14 protein-coding genes and 1 pseudogene are annotated in these 17,676 nt (G+C 68.5%); 6 read left to right on the top strand and 9 right to left on the bottom strand.

The annotated features are described in order from the left end of the window. Positions 1-4: 4 nt before the first annotated feature. Positions 5-838 carry a hypothetical protein gene (locus tag FHX31_RS18560; protein WP_184976904.1) on the bottom strand — a complete coding sequence of 278 codons (834 nt, stop codon included), beginning with the start codon at positions 836-838 and terminating at the stop codon, positions 5-7. Next, positions 835-4,722: a P-loop domain-containing protein gene (locus FHX31_RS18565; protein WP_184976905.1), complete on the bottom strand. Its 3,888-nt coding sequence runs from the start codon at positions 4,720-4,722 to the stop codon at positions 835-837. The genes FHX31_RS18560 and FHX31_RS18565 overlap by 4 nt, the downstream gene beginning before the upstream one ends. Positions 4,723-4,825: 103 nt before the next feature. Between FHX31_RS18565 and FHX31_RS18570 the strand changes: the two genes are divergently transcribed. Next, positions 4,826-5,356, top strand: coding sequence for a hypothetical protein (locus tag FHX31_RS18570; RefSeq protein ID WP_184976906.1), 531 nt, complete (start codon positions 4,826-4,828; stop codon positions 5,354-5,356). A gap of 513 nt (positions 5,357-5,869) precedes the next feature. On the opposite strand, the gene FHX31_RS18575 is transcribed toward FHX31_RS18570, so the two are convergent. Further along, positions 5,870-6,400: a hypothetical protein gene (locus FHX31_RS18575; RefSeq protein WP_184976907.1), complete on the bottom strand. Its 531-nt coding sequence runs from the start codon at positions 6,398-6,400 to the stop codon at positions 5,870-5,872. A gap of 301 nt (positions 6,401-6,701) precedes the next feature. Here FHX31_RS18575 and FHX31_RS18580 point away from each other — a divergent pair. Beyond that, positions 6,702-7,567 (top strand): IS5 family transposase gene (locus FHX31_RS18580; RefSeq protein WP_013474031.1). Its coding sequence is split into 2 segments (ribosomal slippage): positions 6,702-7,035 and positions 7,035-7,567, totalling 867 coding nucleotides; the frame shifts between segments, so codons are not numbered across the junction. Here FHX31_RS18580 and FHX31_RS18585 read toward each other — a convergent pair. Both FHX31_RS18585 and FHX31_RS18590 read right to left on the bottom strand, forming a co-directional pair. Next, complete coding sequence (locus FHX31_RS18585) at positions 7,551-8,090, bottom strand: HEAT repeat domain-containing protein (RefSeq protein ID WP_184976908.1); 540 nt, start codon at positions 8,088-8,090, stop codon at positions 7,551-7,553. The two genes, FHX31_RS18580 and FHX31_RS18585, sit on opposite strands and share 17 nt — an antisense overlap. Positions 8,091-8,269: 179 nt before the next feature. After that, positions 8,270-8,422, bottom strand: coding sequence for an SMI1/KNR4 family protein (locus tag FHX31_RS18590; RefSeq protein ID WP_184976909.1), 153 nt, complete (start codon positions 8,420-8,422; stop codon positions 8,270-8,272). A gap of 146 nt (positions 8,423-8,568) precedes the next feature. Between FHX31_RS18590 and FHX31_RS18595 the strand changes: the two genes are divergently transcribed. Further along, on the top strand, positions 8,569-9,813 hold the full coding sequence (locus tag FHX31_RS18595; RefSeq protein ID WP_013284934.1) for an IS256 family transposase: 1,245 nt from the start codon (positions 8,569-8,571) through the stop codon (positions 9,811-9,813). A gap of 311 nt (positions 9,814-10,124) precedes the next feature. On the opposite strand, the gene FHX31_RS32445 is transcribed toward FHX31_RS18595, so the two are convergent. Beyond that, on the bottom strand, positions 10,125-11,171 hold the full coding sequence (locus FHX31_RS32445) for a BTAD domain-containing putative transcriptional regulator (RefSeq protein WP_221488100.1): 1,047 nt from the start codon (positions 11,169-11,171) through the stop codon (positions 10,125-10,127). Positions 11,172-11,284: 113 nt separating this feature from the next. On the opposite strand from FHX31_RS32445, the gene FHX31_RS32450 reads away from it, so the two are divergent. Further along, positions 11,285-11,683: a hypothetical protein gene (locus FHX31_RS32450; RefSeq protein ID WP_221488101.1), complete on the top strand. Its 399-nt coding sequence runs from the start codon at positions 11,285-11,287 to the stop codon at positions 11,681-11,683. 451 nt (positions 11,684-12,134) lie between these two features. Here FHX31_RS32450 and FHX31_RS32455 read toward each other — a convergent pair whose 3' ends face one another. Beyond that, positions 12,135-12,437 carry a hypothetical protein gene (locus FHX31_RS32455; RefSeq protein WP_221488102.1) on the bottom strand — a complete coding sequence of 101 codons (303 nt, stop codon included), beginning with the start codon at positions 12,435-12,437 and terminating at the stop codon, positions 12,135-12,137. Between the two features lie 458 nt (positions 12,438-12,895). Here FHX31_RS32455 and FHX31_RS18605 point away from each other — a divergent pair, with 458 nt between their 5' ends. After that, the gene (locus FHX31_RS18605; protein ID WP_486481695.1) at positions 12,896-13,699 is read left to right on the top strand and encodes an IS5 family transposase; all 804 of its coding nucleotides are present in this window, start codon (positions 12,896-12,898) and stop codon (positions 13,697-13,699) included. Positions 13,700-13,776: 77 nt separating this feature from the next. Here FHX31_RS18605 and FHX31_RS18610 read toward each other — a convergent pair whose 3' ends face one another. Continuing rightward, on the bottom strand, positions 13,777-14,253 hold the full coding sequence (locus FHX31_RS18610; protein ID WP_184976910.1) for a hypothetical protein: 477 nt from the start codon (positions 14,251-14,253) through the stop codon (positions 13,777-13,779). A 510-nt stretch (positions 14,254-14,763) separates the two neighbouring features. Between FHX31_RS18610 and FHX31_RS18615 the strand changes: the two are divergent. Beyond that, positions 14,764-15,972 (top strand): annotated as a pseudogene (locus tag FHX31_RS18615) (IS256 family transposase). Positions 15,973-16,283: 311 nt separating this feature from the next. Here FHX31_RS18615 and FHX31_RS32760 read toward each other — a convergent pair. Beyond that, on the bottom strand, positions 16,284-17,675 hold the full coding sequence (locus tag FHX31_RS32760; RefSeq protein ID WP_402884145.1) for an AfsR/SARP family transcriptional regulator: 1,392 nt from the start codon (positions 17,673-17,675) through the stop codon (positions 16,284-16,286). Position 17,676 lies beyond the last annotated feature (1 nt).

Here is a 17,676-nt window from a genome sequence, read left to right on the forward strand (position 1 = left end):
GGTCTCAGATGAAACAGGAGGTCGGCCCGGCTTGCGACGCCCACCGCGGCACGGCGTAGATCGCCACGCCGGGCCCGCGATGGGCGTCGAAGCGGACGCTGACCACGGTCAGGTGGGCAGCGTCGGCGCCGATCGCCGCTGCCCATCGGGCATATTCGGCGGTCCGCAGCCGAGGCAGGCGGGCTGGCAGGGCGGTCGGCGTGAGGCCCGTGGCGGCGGCGAGCAGTTCGACGCTGCGCATCGTGCCGCCGGTGGTGACCATGACGGAGCCGGCGGGCAGCACCGTGCGTCCACCGGCGACGCTGTGCAGGGCCTTCCGCATGCCGGGCACTCCGGGCAGGTCGCCGGGCCTAACGTCCTCGGTGACGGCCAGGTAGGAGCGGCGTGTCGGCACACCGTCCCGGACGCCGATGCCGGTGAAGACCGGGCGCAGGCCGTGCCCGGCGAGCGCGACGTCCTCGACGTACGCCTCGACGCCGGTGAGGCCCGCAGGGCCGGCGGTGATCCCGAAGAAGGCGCCGAAGCGCCGCGCGCGGCCGTCCTTCGCGATCACCTGCCGGCCGGTCAGCCGGTGCATCAGCTCCGCCGTGCGCCGGCGCCGGTCCGGAGCCGGGCGGTTGAGGAACAGTTGGGCGGTCACCCGCAGTTCATCCGGGTGCCAGGTCGAGAATGAATACTCCAATGGCGGGAACCCGGGGGTCAGCGAGTTGCGTGCCGGGTCGGTGCCGGCCCAGCCCAGCGAAGCGCGCAGCAGGGCGGTCACCTCCGACGGCAGGCGAGCGCGCAGAGAGGCGGCATGCCGTTCCAGGGCCGCAATGGCGCGTTCCTCGGTGGTCATGCGGTTACGGCGGCGAGCAGGCGGTTCTCCACGCCGGCGTCGCCACTGAGCACCGCGAGCAGCGCGAGCAGGTCGGCGTAGTCGATGTTGACAAGGCTCCGGTCCATCAGGATTTCTTCAAAGGCACGGCGGGCGGCGGCATCCCCGCGCAGCGCGGCGACGACGAGGATCTCGGCCACCGAGCCGAGGGCGCTGCCGCGGACACGGGTCAGCTCCGGCCGCAGTTCGGCGAGCTCTGCATACCAGCCGCAGCGTGCGGCAATCTCGGCCAGCTCCACGAATGCGTTCAACCGGGAAGCCGAAGTCTGCACGTTGCCCGCGGCGTTCCGGGCGCTGCCGTACCAGTGCTGTGCCCGCTTCCCGTCACCCGCGTGGTGGTAGGCCTCCGCTACATGAGCGCACACCTGACAGAGTCGGCGGCTTTCCTTATCGGAGTCTCGGGTGTATTCGTCGGCACGGGGGAAGTGGCCGCGGAAGGCGTCCCAGCTCATGTTCGACATCTCCGCCTCGTGCGCCCAGGTCCGCATCAGCCGCAGGGCCGTGTCCACGCTTTCGTGATCGCCGAGGTCGGCGGCGAGGTGGGCGAGACGGGCGGCGCCGGCCTCGTCCGAGAAGCTGTCTGCATACTGGCCCCGTTCCATCCTGATCTCCGCGACCATCTGGTCGAGGGCGTCTTCAAGGCTCGCCTGCGCGGCTGGCAGCTCTCGGTTTAACAGGCCAGGTTGGCCGGCAGCGCGCAGATACCGGATTCGCGCCGCCTGCGACTCGACCGGATCGCGGCCCTCCGCCGTCCCCGGCTCGGGCGGCTGGCCCAGTGCGCTGCGCAGGGCCCGCAACTGCTCGACTTCCGCCGACCGGATCAGGCTGTTCGGCACGTCGGGCGGGAGGAGCACGATGCGCGAACCCCACGTCGTCGTCGCCAGCTTGACGGCTCTCCGCGCCTCCTTTGGCAGACCCGCCCGCAAGAGGTTGCGAACGAGCCGGGCCTGGTCGCCCGGGAGCCGCGCGTCCTCCGCGCGGGCGGAGAACTCGGCCACTGCCCGCCGCCCGAGCTTCTCGGCCCGCTTCCGGTCGCCGCGCCGATGAGCCGCCCAGGCTAGAAGCGACAAGGTGGTGGCGCTGGCCCGGTGCGTACCGTCACCCGCACGCACCAGCTGCGCCGAGACGGCCGCCAGCAACCGGTCGAAGTCGTTGTCGAGCAGCACGAGCATCGTCTGCGCCGTCAGCCCGCCTTTCTGGTCGTCGGCCGCCTGCCTGGCCGACGCAAGCACGGCCGCGGCCGCTGCCTCGTCGGGCTCGGCGTCGTGCACGTAGGAGAGCGCGCGAATGTATTCGGTCGGGTTGGCAGACCGCATGTTCTCCGCCTCGCGGGCGGCCTCAACCGTCCGGCCGTCCGCGCAGAGCGCCCGCACCAGCGCGAGTCGCAGCCCTACGTCGCAACCGCCGTGGAAGGCGTCGAGGTGACCCGCGTACATCTCCCACACGTAGTCTTGGTCGCCCGTTTTGGACAGTTCGACGATCCGGTCGAGCAATTCCGGCACCCGCGGATCGTTCACGGTTTGGAGGTAGCGGACATAATGCATGAGGCACCAGGGATACCCGGGCGTGCGCGCTATCTCGCCCTCGCCCGCCTCGCGGAGCCGATCGACTGCGGCACCGCTGTTCACCGTCGCATCGACGACGTGGCCGAGCAGGACGTCATCCGCACCCGTGCGGTAACGGTAGATGCCGTCCTTGTCGGTCAGATCCCGGCGCGTTTCCTCGAAGCGGCCCCGAGCCGCCTCAGCAACCAAGACCGCAGCCGGCACGTCCGGCGTCAGCAGGTAGGACTTCAACGGGGAGGCGTCGCCGTCACGGCCTAATGCGCGGTCGTACCGCCGCTGGCGGGTCTCGAAGTCATCCATGATGAGCCCGCCCAGGTCGGACATGAAGCTGGCAGGAGCGCCGGCCAGGGCGAACTGGGTGACGATCTCGGTGAAGGCCCGCGCCCGGGGCAGCGCCTCGTCGATACACAGCACCGGCACGACGGCGAAATCCGGCTTGATCCACTCCAGCAGGAAATAGCCCAGATAGCCGAGCATGAAGTCATCCGAGACCGCCAGCACCGCTTGCGCCTGCTCGACACCCAGGGCCGGCAGGAAAGGGGCGAGTAGCATCGCTAGGGCGGCCTGCCAGCCGTCGCCGACCGTGCCGAAGCCGGAACGCCCGATCACCGTCGCCACCGGCCCGGCGTCATCAGGGTTGCGCATCCCCATCGCCGCCAAGATCAGCAGGTGCCAGAGCAGGGAGCTCTCCTCCGGGTACGACCGGGCCTTGGCCACCCCCGCATCGAGCCCCCACGTCAGCGCCGCCTGCACCGGTGTCACCGCGTCGGTGTCGGCCTGCGCGCCGACCAGGGCGATCACCAGTACCGCGACCCGGTCGGCCTCCCCCGCGCCGAGCGACGACTCCAGCGCCAGCGTGATCGTGGCCAGGTGCGGCTCGCGATCCGGGTCGGCGCCCCGCTGCGCGGCCAGAAACGGTTCCGAGGTCGCCAGCGCGTAGAGCCGGTCGCGCAGCGCCCGCAGCCGCGACCTGGTCCAGCCGGTGCCCTCCAACGCCGACATCAGGTGGTGCGGCAGATGCCGGACGTAGTAGAGGTCGTCGCATCCCGCCCAGTCGTCCGTCCACTCCGCGAACGCGAAGTCGGCGATCCGGTGGTGCCCCTCGGCCGCTTCCAGCAGCGCGTCGGGCCCCTTCACCAGGAACTCGGCGAACGACCGGTGGTAGAGCATCCACGGACCACCGGGCGGGCCCTGCAGATATTGGCGGAGCACCCGGATGACGTCGAGCACCGACTGCTCCGAGGTGTCGAGCAGCCCGGCGAGCTGACCGGCGGAGAAGCCCTCCCCCTGCACGGCCACGAGCAGCGACAACATCGGCCGGAAGTCGCGGCGCCAGCGCTCCTCGGCGTCCAGGTTGCCGAGCGGCCGGATCTCCCGGCGCAGGAACTGACCGTAGAGGTCCTCCAAGCCGCCGGGCAGCGTACGCACGTCGTCGAGATCGGCGAGCGCCCGCCGGCCCGCGATCAGCTCGGCGGTCAGATGGTGCACGTACAGGAAGCTGCCGGCGCCGAGCCGGGAAAGCCGGCGTGCGTGGCGCTCTCGTTCCGCGCCGTCGGTGACCAGGTCGCGAAGCCGGTGGGCGGCGTATTCCGCCAGGTCGCCCTCGGCGTCCGGCGCGTCCGCGACGAGATCCAGCGACGCGGCACCGGCGATCCGCGCCTGCGCTGCGGTGACCCGCTCGTCGTGCCGGGAGGTAACGACGAAGCGCGCCGGCAGCCCGTCGATGCCGTCGAGCACGAGCTCGGCGATCGTGCGGTGAGCCCGATAGGTGAGCGCCTCGTCCAGCGCGTCGACGACCACGACGGGCAGCGGCTCTGGAGCCAGCCGGGCGAGCGGCCGCGCGACGAGCCGCTCGAACGCTTCATCCGCGGAAACGTTGGCGATGGTGATCCGCACGCCGATGACCGTCCCGTTCGGATGAACCGTCCCGGCTGACGCGGAGCCCTCGATGTGGACGTCGCCGGTCCGGCCGGAAAGCTCGGTGCTCACCCGCATTAGCGCATCGGTGAAGCCCGGCAGGGTCTGGCTGAGCTGCTCGGCCACCGACTCGGCAAAGCGCACCGGGTCACAGCTGCGGCGATCGGTCGCGCGGCACCGGTGCACGGCCACCCCGACGGTGCCGGTGACCGGCTCCTCGCCCCAGAGATGATCGACGGCGGCGGACTTGCCGGCACCGGGATGCCCGGTGATGAACAGGTAGCGCGCATCCGACCCGGCCCAGCTCCGGACTGCCTCGGCCAGCCACGCCCGCCCGATGAAAGGCTCGTCCACACCCGCCATGAACCGATATTAGTGTCCACTGGCGTCCGGTTCCGGCGCCCGCCTTGACGGTCCGCCGCCCGCGGTCGATGCTCCGCCCATGGTAGAACCGCTGAGCTGGGCCGTGCTCGGTGCGCTGGTCGCGACCGAGGGCATCAAATTTCTCTACGGTCAGGCGACAGAGGTGCTGAAACGCCGGCGCGAACGCAAGGCCGGCAAGGAGGCGGAGGCCGCGGAGCCCATCGCCGTTCCGGCCGACGCGCCGCTGCAGGGGAGGCTGGAGCCGCCACAGGTCGACTTCGACGTCGCCGACCGGCTGCAGGACGAGATCAAGGCGCTGCGGTCCGCCCTAGCCGACTACGCCGACGGCCTGGCCGACCCCGAACCCGGTGACCAGGAACTGGCCGCAGCCGCGAACGGCCTGCGGGAGGCGCTCGAGGTGGTCTACGGGCAGCGCATCACCTTCCAGGGTGAAGACCGCGAGCCGTCCGGGCCGGTGGTCATCAACAGGGTCGAGGCGGAAAATGTCGCGGGTAAGGTCGCCGGTGTCCGGGCACGGCTGGTCCGCAGCGGCCGCGTCGAGGCGACCGTCAAGGTCAAAGAGGTCCAGCAGGGCGGCGAGGTCATCGGCGGAGACTTCGACACAATAGAGTGACACCAGCGGCACCCTGTGCTCGCAACCGGGACCGCTGGGACTCCACCCAGTTCACCTGCACGGCTCGCAGGCATGGGCGGAGTTCGTGGCCCTGAACGCCTTCGACATCGCCTTCGAAGGACGCCTGTCCGCAGGCCGCAAGTAGCCGTCAACAACCCGAGTTACACCGTTCGTTTGGCCCTGTCTCACTTTCGGTGGTGACGGAGGGTGCTGTTATCCGAGGAGGATGCGGTGGCGGAGCAGGGTGAAGCCTGCTCGTCCGTGCATTTGACGGTACAGTCGATGCCGCCGGATGCCGCTTGCCGGGCGCCGTGGCCCCTCACATCTGCTCAACCATCGGCTCAAGTGCGACTCGACGATCCAGGTCCGACACTCACGACGAATGATCGGTAGACGCGGACTGACACCCGGATCGCGGCATGTGCGTGCACACGACTCGTGCGCCTGTGAGGGTGCATCCTGCGGTGGGTGCCGCTATCAGGGCGATTGGTTCCCGATTGCTGGGGGCGGCGGTTACTCGCGTCCCACGGCGTTAACCCGTGCCCGGTCGCCGTTGAAGTCCGGGTTGAGGCGGTCGGCCAGGCAGGACCGGTGCGCGGCGAACGACGCACATCCCGCTTTCTCGCTGCTGCGCACATCGACAGTGACGCCGTCGCCGCCGGGGCTGAGGATCGTGAGCTGGCCGCAGCATCCGCACGGCCAGCTGAACTCGCGCAGGTCCGCGGCACGCATCGTCAGGCGTATCCAGACGGGCGGGTGGTACCGGCTGATCTCTTGGACGACCGCGTCGACCTGCTCGCCTACCGGCGGGTACTCCTCGGGTAGTGCCCGAGGAGCGCCGGACGGGCTGTCGATGAAGCCGGCGTCTACCGACGCGCCCACCGTTTCATGTCCGAGGACCTCGGCCATGACCCCCCAACGCTCATGGCTCATGACCCTCGCCCGGACAGCGGTGCCCACCACCAGGTCACCGCCAACGCTGTCGAAACGCTGCATCGGCTGATCGTCGCGCACCACCTCGTCAGCGGCACAGCGGGCGGGCATGCCCACTCCAGTCGGTGGGCAGCCCCATCGACGGCCCAGATACGACTTGCAGCACGTCCGCTCGCTCGGCGGCAGATCCGGATATGGAGCGTCCGACTCGCGGGAACCGGATCCACAGCCGACATGCTCGTAGGAAGGAGTTCCGTCTACCGATGCGACAAGTCAAGCAGCCGCTGGATGGTGTCACGCACCGACCGGTCGTCCTCCACGCGTAGATGGTCGGCGAGAATACGCCGTAGCTTGGGGCTTAGGGCGTGTCCTGCCGATCTTGTAGGGGTTGGTCGTTGACGATGTGTCGGTGGTGCGTCGTGGTGAGTTGACCGATGAGGCGTGGGCGGTGATCGCGCCGCTGCTACCGGAGCCGGGCGGTGCTCGTGGGCGGTGGCGAGATCACCGGCAGGTCATCAACGGGATTTTGTGGAAGCTGCGCACGGGTGCGCCGTGGCGTGACCTGCCCGAACGTTTCGGGCCGTGGAAGACCTGCCATGAGCGGCTGCGTCGGTGGAGCGCCGACGGGACATGGGATCGGATCCTCGCGGCGGCGCAGGTGCACGACGACGGCACACCGGTGCAGTGGACGATCAGCATCGACTCGTCGATCGTGCGGGCGCATCAGCATGCCGCTGGCGCCCGCAAAAAGGGGGCTCCCCGACAAGTCCGGCGACGCCTGGTGCGCAAGATGGCGAGGCCATCGGCCGATCACGCGGAGGACTGAGCACGAAAATCCACCTCGCAGTCGACGGACGCGGCCGGCCGTTGTCGATCCTGCTCACCCCGGGCCAGGCCGGCGACAACCCCCAGCTCCTCGCCCTGCTCGACGCGATCCGCGTCAACCAGCCCGGACCGGGCCGGCCCCGCAAACGTCCGGACGTGCTGATCGCGGACAAGGGCTACGCCCATGACTCCACCCGTCGAGCCCTGCGCCAACGCGGGATCCGGCACGTCATCCCCGAACGCAGCGACCAGATCGCCCGCCGCGCCGCCAAGGGCAGCACCGGCGGGCGACCACCCGCCTTCGACAAGGCGACCTACCGCAAACGCAACGTCGTGGAACGCTGCTTCAACCGACTCAAGCAATGGCGTGACCTGGCCACCCGCTACGCCAAACGCGCATCCCTCTACCGAGCCAGCCTGATCCTCATCGCCGCCATCATCTGGCTTCCATGATCGACAGGACAGGCCCTAGCCGCATGCCTTGCCGGGTGTTGGTGGTCATGAGGATCGCCGCGAGGCGTCGAACGTCGGGTACTGGATCTGTCAGCGCTGCGGGCAGGAGATCACGGCCCTGCTCACCCTGCGCCTGCAGCGCAGGCAAGATCGTTTTTCGTACGATCGGGTGTGGTTCCGCCGACAGCGCCTGCGCCAGGACGTCGAGAAGCGATGGGCTTGGCCGGGGATAGGTGATGAACGTGTACGCGGCAGCGTTGCGTCGCGTTGCGAATGAGCCGTTGATAAGCGTGTCCACGAGCTCTTGCTCGTCGCCGGCCATCTGGTGTGAGAACCAGGTCAGATCACGATGCCCGGCCAGGGTGAAGTCCAGCCAACGCTCGTACCAGGCCAGGAAGTCCGCATCGGTGTGGAAGTGAGGCACGACGTCGCTGCCAGCGACGACCTCGACCAGACGGCCGCGGCCGGACCCGGTGACGACAAGCAGGGTGTATTGGGTGCATCCTCCCCAGACAACCGCCATCGTACCGGGGAAAGGAAGCGTCGGCCCACCCTCACCGCCGGACCAGGGCGAGACGTACGAGTCAGGCACGAGGGGGAATGGCTCGGCGAGATGACTGTGGACTCCCGTGCGCGGGGGTACCCACCTGTCCATGGGCAGCAGCCCGTAGGTCGGGCCATATCCGCCATGTCCGATGCGGGTTACGAACTGTCTAAATTCTCGGGCAGTCGGATGCTGTGCAGGTCCTCGAAGCTCGAGACCTGCTGCTCGGCGAGTGCGGGGTTGAGAACGGGCTTCTCGGCCGAGGGCAGGGCTGCAAGTTTGGCCTGAATCCGGGCGATCCTGTCGTCCATCAGTGCTTCTTCACGCATCAGGGGGTGAGGTTGCGTCCACGGGAGTGGTGTACGACTTGCCCGTGATGGGCGTGTTGCGTAGATGAGAGACGGCCATCGCGTCGATCCTTCAAGACGACCAAGTCAGAGAAGGAGAAGAGGACGCGATGGCCGCTTCAGAGAGTGTGAACCCTGTTGACCTGCTGCGCGAGCAGATCGAGGGCGCGTCGTCGGACGTGTTGCAAGCGATGATCAAGACGTTCGTGCAGGCGGTGATGTCCGCCGAGGCCGACGCGATCTGCGGCGCCGGGTACGGGCAGCGCAGCGATGAGCGGGTCAACTCGCGCAACGGTTACCGGCCTCGGGAATGGGACACCCGCGCCGGCACGATCGACCTGGCGATCCCGAAGCTGCGACACGGCAGCTACTTCCCGGAGTGGTTGCTGACCCACCGGCGTCGGGCCGAGCAGGCCCTGGTCTCGGTCGTGGCCACGAGCTATCTGCTGGGGGTGTCGACTCGGCGGGTGGAGAAGCTGGTCGAGCAGCTCGGGATCCGGCAGCTGTCCAAGTCGCAGGTCTCGGAGATGGCCGCGCATCTGGACGCGCAGGTGGAGGCGTTCCGCAACCGACCCTTGGACGCCGCCCACTACACGTTTGTGTGGATGGACGCCCTGACGATGAAGGTCCGCGAGCACGGCCGGACCGTCAACGTCCACGCCCTGATCGCGGTTGGGGTCAACGCCGACGGCGGCCGTGAAGTGCTGGGCCTGGACGTGGCCTCCGACGAGGACGGCGCCGGCTGGTTGGCGTTCCTGCGCAGCCTGACCGCCCGAGGCCTGTCCGGTGTCCGCCTGGTCATCTCCGACGCCCACGCCGGCCTCGTGGCCGCGATCGGGGCGGCTTTGCCGGGAGCTTCGTGGCAGCGGTGCAGGACCCACTATCTGCGCAACCTGCTGACGAAGGTGCCCAAGTCGGCGCAGCCGTGGATCGCCACCCTGGTCCGCACGATCTTCGACCAGCCCGACGCCGACGCTGTCCGCGCCCAGTTCGACCGGGTCGTGACCACGATCGAAGCGAAGTTCCCGGCCGCGGCCGAGCACCTCGACGCCGCCCGCGACGACCTCCTGGCGTTCACCGGCTTCCCCCGCGAGATCTGGCGCCAGATCTGGTCGAACAACCCACAGGAGCGGCTCAACAAGGAAATCCGCCGTCGCACCGACGTCGTCGGGATCTTCCCGAACCGGGCGGCGATCATCCGCCTCGTCGGCGCCGTCCTGGCCGAGCAGACCGACGAGTGGACCGAAGGACGCCGCTACATGGGCCTCGAACTACTCGCTAAAGCCCGCCTGATCACCATCGACACAGACCAACACGCCACCGACCAGACCGACCCGACCTCGATCGCCGCATAACATCAGACCGGATCACGCGATGGCCGTCTCTTACACCACCAGCGCGGACGCGACCGGGGGTGAATCGGGGCAGAAGCATAGCCCGTGGGCTGGCTGCACGACTGGCATCGACCAGCCGGGAGGCATTGCCCCCAGCGAGGGCTTCGGTCGTGCAATTCAGATGCACGGTTCTCGGCAGATCCGGACGCCACCTGAGTGCCATGAACCGCCGAGGCCGAGGCTCGAGTCGTTAGGGTGGGTGGCGAGTCCGCATCGTCCGGCTCCCCGACCCGTCATGTCCCTGGACACCGGATCGTGGCGTTGTGGCGCGTTTAGGTCAGGTCGTCCACCTCCGCCCCGAGGCGGGCGGCTAGGGCGATCGTGTCTTCGCTCGGTTGAGCGTCGAGGTCGGCGAGCACTCTCGTCAGGGCGCGCAGAAGAGTACGAATGCCGTCCGCATCGCCGAGGGCGTACCGGGCCTGCATAGCCTTGGTGTAGAGGGCTTCGTTGTACCGGTCCAGGACGATGGCTTTGTTCAGCAGGTCAGATGCGGCCTGCGGGTCTGGCTTGAGCAGGTCTTCGGCGAGGAGTAGGTGGGCTTCGGTGCCCCAGCGGCGTACCGTCTCGCGGTGGGGCTGGAGCCACTCGTAGTCCTGCCCCTCGGCCAGTGGCGCGTCGTAGAGTTCGCAGGCGGCGGTCAAGAGTTCGTGGCGTCGTGGTCCGGTGGCGAAGGTGGCGCGGCGCATGAGGTCTCGGAGAGTCCACACGTCGATGTCGACTGTCGTCGGGTCGAGTCGATACCGGCCGGCGGTTTTGATGACGTAGGCGTTTTTCGTCTCGGCGGTGCCGGCGCGGCCGAGGACGTGTCGCAGGTTTGAGGCGTTGGTGTGTACGCGTTGGTCGGCTTGGCTGAGGCGGGCGTCGGGTTCGAGGTATTCGCCGATGTCGCGGGTGGTGACGCCGTCGGGGTGGCAGGCCAGGAAGACGGCGAGTTCGAGGGCTTTGGCCCGCAGCGGTCGGCCCGGTTTGGTGATGTCCTCGATCCGCGGCGTTCCGAGCACTCGAAGTCGGGCCTTCCCGGCGACGGTGTCGGAGGGGGTTGGGGTCGGCGCGGGCTGGTCCTGAGGTGCGGTGGCGTTGCGGCTGGCCTGCAGGGCAATGACCGTGGCCGGTCTCGCTGGCGAGGTTGTCGCTGGAGGTTCTCCGGTTTGTGCTTCTCGCAGCGTGGTCAGGGTCTGGATCGCTGTGGTGGGTTCGAGCACGGGCAGGCGCGGCGGTAGCGGTTCGGTTGGCTGACCGGATATGAGGGTGGTCTGTCCGCCTGGGGCTACGTCAATGGTGACGCCGGGGTGCCACTCACCGAGCAGTACCCCGAACACCTGCCTGCTGGCGCCCGCGGCCAGAGCCGCTTTGACGCGGGCTGCGGCTGCTGCGGCTGGTGTCTCTGTGATGAGGACGACCGGAGACAGAACTCTACTTCCGGAGCCTTAGGTTGTTGCTGCTCATCGGGGTCGGTCAACGTCTGTTCGTCGAGAAGGCGGCTGCGGTGCAGCAGCAGGGTCTCGATCGTGGTGAGGGCGTCGTCGAGGGTGTCGGTGATGTGCAGGCGCGGCCATGGGCTGACGGTCGTCATTTCGGTGCCGAGCAGCGTGGTGAGGGTGGCGGCGTCGATGACGACTTCGCCGCGCGCGTTGGGGTGTTGCGGGTCGCCGGAAGCCAGCACTGCTACGAGGGTCGCGCGTGCGGCGGGAGCTGCGCCGTCGCCGACGAGGCCGACGCCACCGGACGGCAGCGGGACAAGGGCGGCCACTGGTGGCCCGTCGTCGGGTGCGGGAGTTCGGGGTTTCGGGCCACGGCACGGCGTAGCTCGGCCACCGAGGGCGGCAGGTGAGTGGGTGGGTCGTCGTGGAGGTCACCGGTGTAGCGGCGCCGGCGCTGTCGCCACACCAGGGCAGCTGCCGCGCTGATGGCGGCGGCGAGGGACCAGGGCAGCCACTCCGCGGAGGTCAGCTGCAGACCCGCTGGTGGTCGGCGTCCTGCGGGCGTTGCGCGCCGTCGGCTTCCGGCGAGGACGAAGGCCGCGTGGGAGCGTCGGTGGGTGACCCGGAATCCGGTGCGGTGGGTGTGGTCGGCGAAGAGCTCCTGGGCGTGGCGGCCGTCTCGTGGATGTCCGGTGTGGGTGGATCGGTGGGCTGCGGGGCTTCCGGCGGGTTGCTCCGCGGTGGGGAGGGTGCGACGGTGCCAGGTCGCGGTGAGCGCGGGCGGCGGCCCGGGATGGCGGTCTGTGGGGGTTGGCATCGGCGGGTAGCCGCAGTTCCCAGCCCGGGTAGATCAAGTCGCAGTCACGCAGTGTGCCGCCGACCTGGGGGGAAGTGGCGATGCTTGTTCATGCGGCAGATTTCCGGCCAGCGGCCGGCGTCACCGAGCCACTGCTTGGCGATCTTCGACAGGGTGTCGTGTCGCTCGACGGTATACAGGTAGCGGGTGTTGCCGACCTGAATCAGTGCCGGCCCCTGCGCGAGAGCTTGCTGAGGAACAGCCGCTGCCTCGGCCGCGTCGACGGCCGCCGGTGGTCGAACGCCGCCGGTGTTCAGTTGGCCGACGGAGGTGACGGCGATCGCCGCGGTGCCGGCCAGGCCAAACACGAGCCGGTGCAGTGAAGCGGGAAGCCGTAACACCGGGATCCGCCATCGGGTTACCAGCGCGATCAGCTCGGGCGATCAGCAGCAGCGCGAGGCATGGCCCACAACAGCCACACCGCCCAGACAGCCGCGCCGGCCATGACGGTCGAGGTGAACCGTTCGTTCGGCTGATCAAACCATGCCACCACCTGCGTCCACGACGGCCACCTCCGCAGCGGGTTCCCGTCAAGGGACACCAGCAACGCCGGTACCCGGCCAGGAACACGGCTGTGGACACGGTGGCCCGGACTGGTCGGATCACGGAGGACATACGCCCCGCTGTGTGGCGCGGCGGTGTCGACACGGGCGGGACATACACCGTGGGACGCGCGTATTCGGCTAGGGCGTGTCCTGCCGATCTTGTAGGGGTTGGTCGTTGACGATGTGTCGGTGGTGCGTCGTGGTGAGTTGACCGATGAGGCGTGGGCGGTGATCGCGCCGCTGCTACGGAGCCGGGCGGTGCTCGTGGGCGGTGGCGAGATCACCGGCAGGTCATCAACGGGATTTTGTGGAAGCTGCGCACGGGTGCGCCGTGGCGTGACCTGCCCGAACGTTTCGGGCCGTGGAAGACCTGCCATGAGCGGCTGCGTCGGTGGAGCGCCGACGGGACATGGGATCGGATCCTCGCGGCGGCGCAGGTGCACGACGACGGCACACCGGTGCAGTGGGACGATCAGCATCGACTCGTCGATCGTGCGGGCGCATCAGCATGCCGCTGGCGCCCGCAAAAAGGGGGCTCCCCGACAAGTCCGGCGACGCCTGGTGCGCAAGATGGCGAGGCCATCGGCCGATCACGCGGAGGACTGAGCACGAAAATCCACCTCGCAGTCGACGGACGCGGCCGGCCGTTGTCGATCCTGCTCACCCCGGGCCAGGCCGGCGACAACCCCCAGCTCCTCGCCCTGCTCGACGCGATCCGCGTCAACCAGCCCGGACCGGTCCGGCCCCGCAAACGTCCGGACGTGCTGATCGCGGACAAGGGCTACGCCCATGACTCCACCCGTCGAGCCCTGCGCCAACGCGGGATCCGGCACGTCATCCCCGAACGCAGCGACCAGATCGCCCGCCGCGCCGCCAAGGGCAGCACCGGCGGCGACCACCCGCCTTCGACAAGGCGACCTACCGCAAACGCAACGTCGTGGAACGCTGCTTCAACCGACTCAAGCAATGGCGTGACCTGGCCACCCGCTACGCCAAACGCGCATCCCTCTACCGAGCCAGCCTGATCCTCATCGCCGCCATCATCTGGCTTCCATGATCGACAGGACAGGCCCTAGCCGCATGCCTTGCCGGGTGTTGGTGGTCATGAGGATCGCCGCGAGGCGTCGACGTCGGGTACTGGATCTGTCAGCGCTGCGGGCAGGAGATCACGGCCCTGCTCACCCTGCGCCTGCAGCGCAGGCAAGATCGTTTTTCGTACGATCGGGTGTGGTTCCGCCGACAGCGCCTGCGCCAGGACGTCGAGAAGCGATGGGCTTGGCCGGGGATAGGTGATGAACGTGTACGCGGCAGCGTTGCGTCGCGTTGCGAATGAGCCGTTGATAAGCGTGTCCACGAGCTCTTGCTCGTCGCCGGCCATCTGGTGTGAGAACCAGGTCAGATCACGATGCCCGGCCAGGGTGAAGTCCAGCCAACGCTCGTACCAGGCCAGGAAGTCCGCATCGGTGTGGAAGTGAGGCACGACGTCGCTGCCAGCGACGACCTCGACCAGACGGCCGCGGCCGGACCCGGTGACGACAAGCAGGGTGTATTGGGTGCATCCTCCCCAGACAACCGCCATCGTACCGGGGAAAGGAAGCGTCGGCCCACCCTCACCGCCGGACCAGGGCGAGACGTACGAGTCAGGCACGAGGGGGAATGGCTCGGCGAGATGACTGTGGACTCCCGTGCGCGGGGGTACCCACCTGTCCATGGGCAGCAGCCCGTAGGTCGGGCCATATCCGCCATGTCCGATGCGGGTTACGAACTGTCTAAATTCTCGGGCAGTCGATGCTGTGCAGGTCCTCGAAGCTCGAGACCTGCTGCTCGGCGAGTGCGGGGTTGAGAACGGGCCTTCTCGGCCGAGGGCAGGGCTGCAAGTTTGGCCTGAATCCGGGCGATCCTGTCGTCCATCAGTGCTTCTTCACGCATCAGGGGGTGAGGTTGCGTCCACGGGAGTGGTGTACGACTTGCCCGTGATGGGCGTGTTGCGTAGATGAGAGACGGCCATCGCGTCGATCCTTCAAGACGACCAAGTCAGAGAAGGAGAAGAGGACGCGATGGCCGCTTCAGAGAGTGTGAACCTGTTGACCTGCTGCGCGAGCAGATCGAGGGCGCGTCGTCGGACGTGTTGCAAGCGATGATCAAGACGTTCGTGCAGGCGGTGATGTCCGCCGAGGCCGACGCGATCTGCGGCGCCGGGTACGGCAGCGCAGCGATGAGCGGGTCAACTCGCGCAACGGTTACCGGCCTCGGGAATGGACACCCGCGCCGGCACGATCGACCTGGCGATCCCGAAGCTGCGACACGGCAGCTACTTCCCGGAGTGGTTGCTGACCCACCGGCGTCGGGCCGAGCAGGCCCTGGTCTCGGTCGTGGCCACGAGCTATCTGCTGGGGGTGTCGACTCGGCGGGTGGAGAGCTGGTCGAGCAGCTCGGGATCCGGCAGCTGTCCAAGTCGCAGGTCTCGGAGATGGCCGCGCATCTGGACGCGCAGGTGGAGGCGTTCCGCAACCGACCCTTGGACGCCGCCCACTACACGTTTGTGTGGATGGACGCCCTGACGATGAAGGTCCGCGAGCACGGCCGGACCGTCAACGTCCACGCCCTGATCGCGGTTGGGGTCAACGCCGACGGCGGCCGTGAAGTGCTGGGCCTGGACGTGGCCTCCGACGAGGACGGCGCCGGCTGGTTGGCGTTCCTGCGCAGCCTGACCGCCCGAGGCCTGTCCGGTGTCCGCCTGGTCATCTCCGACGCCCACGCCGGCCTCGTGGCCGCGATCGGGGCGGCTTTGCCGGGAGCTTCGTGGCAGCGGTGCAGGACCCACTATCTGCGCAACCTGCTGACGAAGGTGCCCAAGTCGGCGCAGCCGTGGATCGCCACCCTGGTCCGCACGATCTTCGACCAGCCCGACGCCGACGCTGTCCGCGCCCAGTTCGACCGGGTCGTGACCACGATCGAAGCGAAGTTCCCGGCCGCGGCCGAGCACCTCGACGCCGCCCGCGACGACCTCCTGGCGTTCACCGGCTTCCCCCGCGAGATCTGGCGCCAGATCTGGTCGAACAACCCACAGGAGCGGCTCAACAAGGAAATCCGCCGTCGCACCGACGTCGTCGGGATCTTCCCGAACCGGGCGGCGATCATCCGCCTCGTCGGCGCCGTCCTGGCCGAGCAGACCGACGAGTGGACCGAAGGACGCCGCTACATGGGCCTCGAACTACTCGCTAAAGCCCGCCTGATCACCATCGACACAGACCAACACGCCACCGACCAGACCGACCCGACCTCGATCGCCGCATAACATCAGACCGGATCACGCGATGGCCGTCTCTTACACCACCAGCGCGGACGCGACCGGGGGTGAATCGGGGCAGAAGCATAGCCCGTGGGCTGGCTGCACGACTGGCATCGACCAGCCGGGAGGCATTGCCCCCAGCGAGGGCTTCGGTCGTGCAATTCAGATGCACGGTTCTCGGCAGATCCGGACGCCACCTGAGTGCCATGAACCGCCGAGGCCGAGGCTCGAGTCGTTAGGGTGGGTGGCGAGTCCGCATCGTCCGGCTCCCCGACCCGTCATGTCCCTGGACACCGGATCGTGGCGTTGTGGCGCGTTTAGGTCAGGTCGTCCACCTCCGCCCCGAGGCGGGCGGCTAGGGCGATCGTGTCTTCGCTCGGTTGAGCGTCGAGGTCGGCGAGCACTCTCGTCAGGGCGCGCAGAAGAGTACGAATGCCGTCCGCATCGCCGAGGGCGTACCGGGCCTGCATAGCCTTGGTGTAGAGGGCTTCGTTGTACCGGTCCAGGACGATGGCTTTGTTCAGCAGGTCAGATGCGGCCTGCGGGTCTGGCTTGAGCAGGTCTTCGGCGAGGAGTAGGTGGGCTTCGGTGCCCCAGCGGCGTACCGTCTCGCGGTGGGGCTGGAGCCACTCGTAGTCCTGCCCCTCGGCCAGTGGCGCGTCGTAGAGTTCGCAGGCGGCGGTCAAGAGTTCGTGGCGTCGTGGTCCGGTGGCGAAGGTGGCGCGGCGCATGAGGTCTCGGAGAGTCCACACGTCGATGTCGACTGTCGTCGGGTCGAGTCGATACCGGCCGGCGGTTTTGATGACGTAGGCGTTTTTCGTCTCGGCGGTGCCGGCGCGGCCGAGGACGTGTCGCAGGTTTGAGGCGTTGGTGTGTACGCGTTGGTCGGCTTGGCTGAGGCGGGCGTCGGGTTCGAGGTATTCGCCGATGTCGCGGGTGGTGACGCCGTCGGGGTGGCAGGCCAGGAAGACGGCGAGTTCGAGGGCTTTGGCCCGCAGCGGTCGGCCCGGTTTGGTGATGTCCTCGATCCGCGGCGTTCCGAGCACTCGAAGTCGGGCCTTCCCGGCGACGGTGTCGGAGGGGGTTGGGGTCGGCGCGGGCTGGTCCTGAGGTGCGGTGGCGTTGCGGCTGGCCTGCAGGGCAATGACCGTGGCCGGTCTCGCTGGCGAGGTTGTCGCTGGAGGTTCTCCGGTTTGTGCTTCTCGCAGCGTGGTCAGGGTCTGGATCGCTGTGGTGGGTTCGAGCACGGGCAGGCGCGGCGGTAGCGGTTCGGTTGGCTGACCGGATATGAGGGTGGTCTGTCCGCCTGGGGCTACGTCAATGGTGACGCCGGGGTGCCACTCACCGAGCAGTACCCCGAACACCTGCCTGCTGGCGCCCGCGGCCAGAGCCGCTTTGACGCGGGCTGCGGCTGCTGCGGCTGGTGTCTCTGTGATGAGGACGACCGGAGACAGAACCTCTACTTCCGGAGCCTTAGGTTGTTGCTGCTCATCGGGGTCGGTCAACGTCTGTTCGTCGAGAAGGCGGCTGCGGTGCAGCAGCAGGGTCTCGATCGTGGTGAGGGCGTCGTCGAGGGTGTCGGTGATGTGCAGGCGCGGCCATGGGCTGACGGTCGTCATTTCGGTGCCGAGCAGCGTGGTGAGGGTGGCGGCGTCGATGACGACTTCGCCGCGCGCGTTGGGGTGTTGCGGGTCGCCGGAAGCCAGCACT

It is taken from the genome of Micromonospora sp. CNZ286, from assembly GCF_014207755.1.